Origin of the sequence: Corynebacterium sp., from assembly GCF_030535495.1 — a bacterium.
Taxonomy (GTDB): domain Bacteria; phylum Actinomycetota; class Actinomycetes; order Mycobacteriales; family Mycobacteriaceae; genus Corynebacterium.
Genome location: NZ_JAUNRW010000114.1, coordinates 1 through 6276 on the forward strand (window position 1 = coordinate 1; position 6276 = coordinate 6276).

General features: G+C 67.1%; 5 protein-coding genes and 1 pseudogene. 2 read left to right on the top strand and 4 right to left on the bottom strand.

Annotation, left to right across the window (positions count from 1 at the left end; all coding sequences use genetic code 11):
* Positions 1–400 (top strand): annotated as a pseudogene (locus Q4F73_RS10825) (hypothetical protein); the annotation flags it as partial.
* Here Q4F73_RS10825 and Q4F73_RS10830 read toward each other — a convergent pair.
* From Q4F73_RS10830 to mshA, 4 genes are read right to left on the bottom strand one after another with little or no spacing between them, the layout of a single operon-like run.
* The gene (locus Q4F73_RS10830; RefSeq protein WP_303359358.1) at positions 382–1077 is read right to left on the bottom strand and encodes a response regulator transcription factor; all 696 of its coding nucleotides are present in this window, start codon (positions 1075–1077) and stop codon (positions 382–384) included. The pseudogene Q4F73_RS10825 and the gene Q4F73_RS10830 sit on opposite strands and share 19 nt — an antisense overlap.
* Entirely contained in the window at positions 1074–2315 is a 1242-nt protein-coding gene (locus Q4F73_RS10835) for a cell wall metabolism sensor histidine kinase WalK (protein WP_303359359.1), read from the bottom strand. The genes Q4F73_RS10830 and Q4F73_RS10835 overlap by 4 nt, the downstream gene beginning before the upstream one ends.
* 9 nt (positions 2316–2324) lie before the next feature.
* Positions 2325–3071 (bottom strand): phosphoglyceromutase, encoded by a 747-nt coding sequence (locus Q4F73_RS10840; protein WP_303359360.1) that lies wholly within the window; start codon positions 3069–3071, stop codon positions 2325–2327.
* Positions 3072–3108: 37 nt separating this feature from the next.
* Positions 3109–4380, bottom strand: coding sequence for a D-inositol-3-phosphate glycosyltransferase (mshA, locus tag Q4F73_RS10845; RefSeq protein WP_303359361.1), 1272 nt, complete (start codon positions 4378–4380; stop codon positions 3109–3111).
* Between the two features lie 78 nt (positions 4381–4458).
* Between mshA and Q4F73_RS10850 the strand changes: the two genes are divergently transcribed.
* Positions 4459–6165 (top strand): long-chain-fatty-acid--CoA ligase, encoded by a 1707-nt coding sequence (locus Q4F73_RS10850; protein WP_303359362.1) that lies wholly within the window; start codon positions 4459–4461, stop codon positions 6163–6165.
* The last annotated feature ends 111 nt before the right edge of the window (positions 6166–6276 follow it).

A 6276-nucleotide genomic window follows, 5' to 3' on the forward strand; every position in this document is an offset into this window, starting at 1 on the left:
GACAGGCACCGGGTGCGCCATCCACCAGTGGGCGGTGGCCGAGGGGCGGGACCTGACCGTCGAGAAGCCCGAGGTGTGCTGGCAGGTGCCCCTGCGCCGCTACGAAGACTACGAGGAGCGTACCGACGGAGTCGAGATCCTCCGCACCACCATCGGCGAGTACGACCGCCGCGCCTGGGGCAACGGCGGCGAGGACTTCGACTGGTGGTGCTCCGGCGCCAGCGCCTGCCACACTCACCCGGATCCGCTGTGGAAGTCCATGCGCACCGAACTCATCGCGCTCATGGGCCAGACCTGCTACGACATCCTCGCCGCCCACTGCGAACGCCGGGCGGCCGCGGGGTTGGGCGCGACGCACCCGGCGTCGAGAAGCAGGGAGAATCAGGCCTCGAACTTGTAGCCCAGGCCGCGGACCGTCACCAGCTGCTTCGGACGGGAGGGTTCCTCCTCGATCTTGGAGCGCAGGCGCTTGACGTGCACGTCGAGGGTCTTGGTGTCACCGACGTAGTCCGCCCCCCAGATCCGGTCGATGAGCTGTCCGCGGGTGAGCACGCGGCCGGCATTGCGCAGCAGATACTCGAGGAGGTCGAACTCCTTGAGCGGCATCGGCACCGGTTCGCCGGCGACGGTGACGGTGTGGCGTTCGACGTCCATGCGCACGCGCCCGCCCTCGAGGATCTGGTCCTCGACCTCGTCGATAAGCGGCTCCGGATCGACACCACGACGCAGGACCGCGCGGATGCGGGCGATGAGTTCCCGGGAGGAGTAGGGCTTGGTGACGTAGTCGTCCGCCCCCAGTTCGAGACCGACCACCTTGTCGATCTCCGAGTCACGGGCCGTCACCATGATGACCGGCACGCTCGAGGTGGCGCGCAGCTGCTTGCATACGTCGGTGCCCGACATACCCGGCAACATGAGGTCGAGCAGGACGATGTCGATGTCGTTGCGTTCGAACTCCACGAGTGCTGTGGGACCGTCGCCGGCGATGATCACCTCGAAGCCCTCCTTGCGCAGGAGGAAAGCCAACGGATCGGCCAGGGACTCCTCGTCCTCGACGATGAGGATGGTCGTCGTCATGATGCTTTGTCCTTTCGACGTGTCGCCACCCGCGACACAGCCTGCCGCAGTGTGCCGGTGGAGCCCGTCTCATCATCCTGACCGGCCGGCGGCTCGGTGCCAGGGTGATGAATCGGAAGTTCAATGGTGAACGTGGATCCCGTTCCAGGTCGGGACCATACCTTGATGTTACCGCCGTGATTCGCCACGACATGTTTGACGATGGCCAGGCCCAGCCCGGTGCCACCCGTCGACCGGGACCGCGCCTTATCGACGCGGAAGAAGCGCTCGAACACCCGCTTCTGGTCCTCGGGGGAGATGCCGATGCCCCGGTCGGTGACCCGGATGAGCACGACGTCCTCGTTCGCGACCTTCTGCGACACCGACACCGGCACAGACTGCGGCGAATAGTTGATCGCATTCGAGATGAGGTTGGACACCGCGGTGACCAGCAACGAACGGTCGCCGACGACGAGCACGCCGGAATCGGTTCCCTTGGTGAGGGTGATGTCGGCGTTGTCGGCGGCGACCTGGTTGCGTCGGAACGCCTCGTCGATGATGTCGTCGACGAGCACGGGTTCCATCTCCGGCAACGGCTCCGCCCCCTGCAGCTTCGACAGGGAGATCAGTTCGTTGATCATGCCCGCCATGCGGTGGGCCTCCTTGTGGATGCGTTCACCGAAGTACGCGACGTGCTCCGGATCCTCCGCGTCCTGCATGAGGGCCTCCGCCAGCAGGGCCATGCCACCGACGGGGGTCTTGAGCTCGTGGGAGACGTTCGCCACGAAGTCGCGGCGCGCGGACTCCATGCGGACGTTCTCGCTTTCATCGGTGCCGTAGACGATGACGAAGCGGTCGTCGATAAGCGTCAGCGGCTTGATGAGGGCGCGTACCGACGACACCCGGTGCCCGGTACGACGGTAGGACATCGTCAGGTCGAGGCTGCGCGCCTCCTTGTCGGCGTACACCTCCCCGGCCACCTGCCACACCTGTTCATTGACGGTGCGGTCGTGGACCAGCGCCATCTCGTGGGCGCGCGAGTTCGACAGGATGACCTCCCCGCCCCGATCGAGAACGGTGACGCCTGTCGGCGAGCCCTGGATGGCCAGGTGGAGCACCTGGCCGACGGTGGTCACCTGATTGTCCTCCAGGGTGGCGGAGGAACGGTGCCGGATGACCCTTTTGCGGGCCCAGTTCAACGCCGGAAGGGCGACGCCGGTGACGGCGACGCCCAACAGGAACGCGAGGAAGGCTGACACGCCTTCAGGCTACTTGCCGCCCTGAGCGGCCACGGCGGCTGCACCGGCGGCAGCGGCCTCCGGGTCGAGGTAGGTGCCGCCCGGGTTGGTCACCTGCCCATCGGCATCGAACTCGTAGACCAGGGGGATGCCGGTCGGGATGTTGAGCGCGGCGATGTCCTCGTCCGAGATGTTGTCGAGGTGCTTGACCAGGGCGCGCAGGGAGTTGCCGTGCGCGGCGACGAGGACGTTCTTACCCTCCTTGAGCAGCGGCTCAATCTCCTCCTGGTAGTAGGGGATGAAGCGCTTGACGACGTCGAGCAGGCACTCGGTGCGCGGGACAGTGTCCAGGTCCGCATAGCGCACGTCGTCGGACTGCGAGTACTCGGAGTCATCGGCCAGCTCCGGCGGCGGGGTGTCGTAGGAACGACGCCAGGCCATGAACTGCTCGTCACCGTACTTGTCCTTGGTCTCGGCCTTGTTCAGGCCCTGGAGCGCACCGTAGTGACGCTCGTTGAGACGCCAGTCGCGGACCACCGGGATCCAGTGACGGTCAGCGGCGTTGAGGGCGATGTTCGCGGTGCGGATAGCGCGACGCAGCAGGGAGGTGTAGAGGATGTCCGGCAGGATGCCGGCCTCCTTGAGCATCTCGCCGCCGCGGACGGCCTCGGCGACACCCTGCTCGGTCAGGTCAACGTCCACCCAGCCGGTGAACTGGTTCGATTTGTTCCACTGGCTCTGGCCGTGGCGAAGGAGAATGAGCTTTCCGTTGGTCATGTCTCCAATATGCCACGATTCCGCCGCTTATGGGCGGTTATACCCCTGCCGCACGATCCCGCCGCGGGGCGCAGTCCGCCGGCTCCGCGGCCAGGGCCTCGTTGTACACCGACGCCAGCCGCGAGGCCGAGGACGCCCAGGAGAAGTTCGCCGCATGGGCCACCGCCTCCCCCGCCATCCGCAGGCGGGTGTCGTCGTCATCGAGCAGGCTCTCGAGGGCGTCGGCCCAGTCGGCGGTGGCGTGGCCGTCGACAAGCAAGCCGGTCTCGCCCTCGGCGACGGCGACGGGCAGCCCACCCACCCGGGCCGCGACAACCGGGGTGCCGCAGGCCTGCGCCTCCATGGCGACCAGCCCGAAGGACTCGTTGTAGCTGGGAACAGCGACGATGTCGGCGGCCTGGTAGATGGTGACCAGTTCCTCCGGCGGGCGCGGGTCGAGGAAGCGGATGCGACGGGCCACCCCCAGTTCGCGGGCCAGTTCCAGGTACTGGCGTTCGGTGGCCGCGGCCCCGGAGGCCCCGCCGCAGATGATGACGCGCAGCTTGCGTTCCGGGCGACGCCCCACCATCTCCGCTGCCGCCCGGATGAGGACCTGGGGGCCTTTGAACTGCTGGAGTCGCCCGACGAAGGCGACGAGCTCGGCGTCGAGCGGGATTCCCAGCAGGCGGCGGGAACGCTCGGTGTTGCGGTCGGTGCCCGGGGTGAACATGTCGACGTCGGTGCCGGGCGAGACGACGACGATGCGCTCGGCATCCGCATCGTAGTGGTCGACGAGGTCATTGGTCTCCTCGGCCGTGTTGACCACCAGGACATCCGCATTATCGACGAGCTGCTGCTCACAGATCCGCCGCGCCTCCGACTCGGGGGAATCATCGTCACTGCGGTGGGCGTTTTTCACCGCGGCAAGCGTGTGCGCCGTGTGGACCAGCGGCACCTCCCACAGGTCCCGCAGCAGCCAGCCGACCTGTCCGGACAGCCAGTAGTGGGAGTGGATGAGGTCGTACTCGACGTCGGTGCAACGGTGGAACTGCAGCACCCCGCCGGCGAAGGCCGCCAGCTGTGTGGGCAGGGCCTCCTTCTCCAGGCCGTCGAAGGGACCGGCGACGATGTTGATCACCCGCAGCCCGGGTTCGACGCCGACGACCTCGCCCTGGCTGGGGCGGGTGGCGCGGGTGAAGATGTCCACCTCGATCCCTTGGCGCGCCAGTTGGCGGGCCGTGTTGAGGACGTAGACGTTCATGCCACCTGCGTCACCGGAGCCTGGCTGCTGCAGCGGCGATGTGTGCATGGAGATCATTGCGACGCGCATGCCCCAATGATAGGTGCGCGCGTCCGTATACTGGTCCACACCTTGTCAGGAAATCACCCACAGCGCGGAAGGCACCTCATGTCGGCATTCGAGACCAAGGCCTGGTTGAAGTACTACTCCGAGTGGACCCCCCACTCCCTCGACTATGACGACACGACCCTGCTCGACGTCTACGACAACAACCTGGCGATCAACGCCGAGAAGCCCGCCACCTGGTTCTTCGGCAAGTCCCAGACCTACGGCGAGCTGGACCGTCAGGTCCGCCGGGCCGCCGCCGGTCTGCGTGCCTTCGGCGTGCGCCCGGGTGACAAGGTCGCCATCATCCTGCCGAACTGCCCCCAGCACATCGCCGCCTTCTACGCGGTACTCAAGCTGGGTGCGACCGTGGTGGAGCACAACCCGCTCTACACCGCCCACGAGCTGGCCGGCCCCTTCGCCGACCACGGGGCCCGCGTCGTCATCGCCTGGGACAAGGCCGCCCCGACGCTGGAGAAGCTGCGCGGCACCACCTCCCTGGAGACGATCATCTCGGTCAACATGATCGAGGCAATGCCCGCCGTCAAGCAGCTGGCCCTGAAGCTGCCGATCAAGAAGATCAAGGAACAGCGGGAGGCTCTGTCCTCCCCGGCCCCCAACACCGTGCCGTGGGAGGCCCTGATCGGCTCCGCCATCGGCGGGGAGGGCGATGACATCGAGTCGGAGCCGAGCGTCACCAAGGACACCATCGCCCTCATCCTCTACACCTCCGGCACCACCGGTACCCCCAAGGGTGCGCAGCTGACCCACGGCAACCTCTTCGCCAACTGCCTCCAGGGCAAGAACTGGGTGCCGGGACTGGGCGAACAGGACGAGCGCATGCTCGCCGCCCTGCCCATGTTCCACGCCTACGGCCTGACCATGGTGGGCACCCTGTCCTTCTACATCGGCGGGGAGATGATCCTCCTGCCCGCGCCGCGCATCCCGCTCATCATGGACGTGATGAAGAAGCACACCCCGACCTGGCTGCCGGGCGTGCCCACCCTCTACGAGAAGATCGTCGAGGCCGCCGAGGCCGACAACATCAACATCTCCGGCGTACGCAACGCCTTCTGCGGCGCGGCCACCCTGCCCGTGTCCACCGTGGAGAAGTGGGAGCGCTTCACCGGCGGCCGCCTCGTCGAGGGCTACGGACTGACCGAGACCGCCCCCGTTATCGTCGGCAACCCCATGAACGACGACCGCCGCCCCGGATACGTCGGCATTCCCTTCCCGGACACCGAGGTGCGCATCGCCAACCCGGACAACCTCGACGAGACCCAGCCCGACGGCACCGAGGGCGAGATCCTCGTCCGCGGCCCCCAGGTCTTCCCCGGCTACCTCAACCAGCCGGAGGCCACCGAGAAGAGCTTCCACGACGGCTGGTACCGCACCGGTGACATCGGCGTCATGGAGGAGGACGGCTTCATCCGCCTGGTGGCCCGCATCAAGGAGGTCATCATCACCGGCGGCTTCAACGTCTACCCGGTGGAAGTCGAGGAGGCCATGCGCGACCACCCGGACATCGTCGACCTGGCGGTTGTCGGCCGCCCGCGCGAGGACGGCTCCGAGGATGTCGTCGCCTGTGTCACCCTGCGCGACGGCGCCGCCATGGATCCGGACGGCCTCAAGGACTTCGCCCGCGAGCGCCTCACCCGCTACAAGGTTCCGCGCACCTTCTACCACTTCGAGGAACTCGCCCGCGATCAGATGGGTAAGATCCGGCGCCGCGAGGTGCAGGAGGACCTGCTGCGACTGCTGGAGAAGTAGATACCCACGCGAAGGCCCAGCTCGAGGAGGGGCAGGAATGCGAGGACGCCCTAAGGCCATCGACCGCGTCGGCCTCCTCGATCATGAGGAAGGCGCCTAAGCGCACCTCGA